At 38.9% G+C, this 1,075-nt stretch carries 1 protein-coding gene; it reads right to left on the bottom strand.

Annotated elements, in window-relative coordinates:
• Positions 1 to 140: 140 nt before the first annotated feature.
• Positions 141 to 878 (bottom strand): hypothetical protein, encoded by a 738-nt coding sequence (locus ELS82_RS25205; protein ID WP_208733316.1) that lies wholly within the window; start codon positions 876 to 878, stop codon positions 141 to 143.
• Positions 879 to 1,075 lie beyond the last annotated feature (197 nt).

The following is a 1,075-nucleotide window of genomic DNA, read 5'->3' as shown; positions in this document are numbered from 1 at the left end:
CCAGCTTTGTGTTTGATGATTGGATTGCTAGTATGAAGCATGAGAGTTACCTCTTATTGTCTTTGATTACGGATTCAGCACCTTTAATCAAAGTGGGTAACTCTCTTCTTTTCAAATTGAAGTGTCAGATCTAGTCGGAACTAATACAAATGATTAGCCTTTGTATCGTAGCTGTTTTGGGTTATTTGCATGGTATTAAGCAACTTTCTATCGAGTGGAACTTCCGCAAAAGGGTTGTAGTAGACATGGAGACCATCTACATGACTTTCTCGCCACTCTGATGTGTGGCAAAAATGCATATCAGAGCCTCCAACTGTATCCCCAATAGGGTAACGAAGAGATATTATGTCATGGGTGGCACTAATCCGTTTTTCAGACTTACCTAGTGTATTCTTCCTTTTGTTAGCCCGAAACTGCTTGAGAGAAAACTGTCTATACTTTGTAGCTCGAATCATAGCGTCAATTTTACTTTCGACAATAGCCTTTCCAAACATGCCTGTCGTTGAAAAAATGACCGCACTTATTTCTTTATAAGAATCATTAGTAAAGATGCCCAAGTCCAATTTGGTACCATTCTTTTTCTCAACATATTGCACTTTATCTTGAACAATCTCTCCAAAATGGTTTTGTCTTGGCGGGTTGATACCAAACAACACTCGATTAATCGCCATATTGTTTTGTGTGAATGACAAGTGATTATCGAATGGAGCTACTGCGATAACAAAAGGTTTGTTTTTAACATGTTCAAGAGATGAATAAGGATGTTCCTTAGGGTCTTCACCAGTGAATAGTTTCTTTTTATCTCGAATTACACCAAGTAGCTTAATAGTTGCTTCATCTAAAAACTCGCCCATTTCTTGTTGACTCGATTCGCTCACTACGTCCCTTTCGTAATACGCTTTGTCTCTATTTTGGGCATTGTTAGTCGCCCCCTCTGGCAGGATAGTTGTCACTGTTAAAATTTAACCAGTTTGGGCGGTAAGAATGAATTGTGTCTCGTATTCCAGCAGAAAGAAAAGAAGCCATATTGAAGAAGCTACTGCCTCCATATTCAATGTCAGTAAGCCAGTTGTCA

Origin of the sequence: Vibrio ouci, from assembly GCF_004551525.1 — a bacterium.
Taxonomy (GTDB): Bacteria; Pseudomonadota; Gammaproteobacteria; order Enterobacterales; family Vibrionaceae; genus Vibrio; species Vibrio ouci.
The sequence above is the reverse complement of the archived record's forward strand: the minus strand, read 5'-3'. Positions and strand labels throughout refer to the sequence as shown.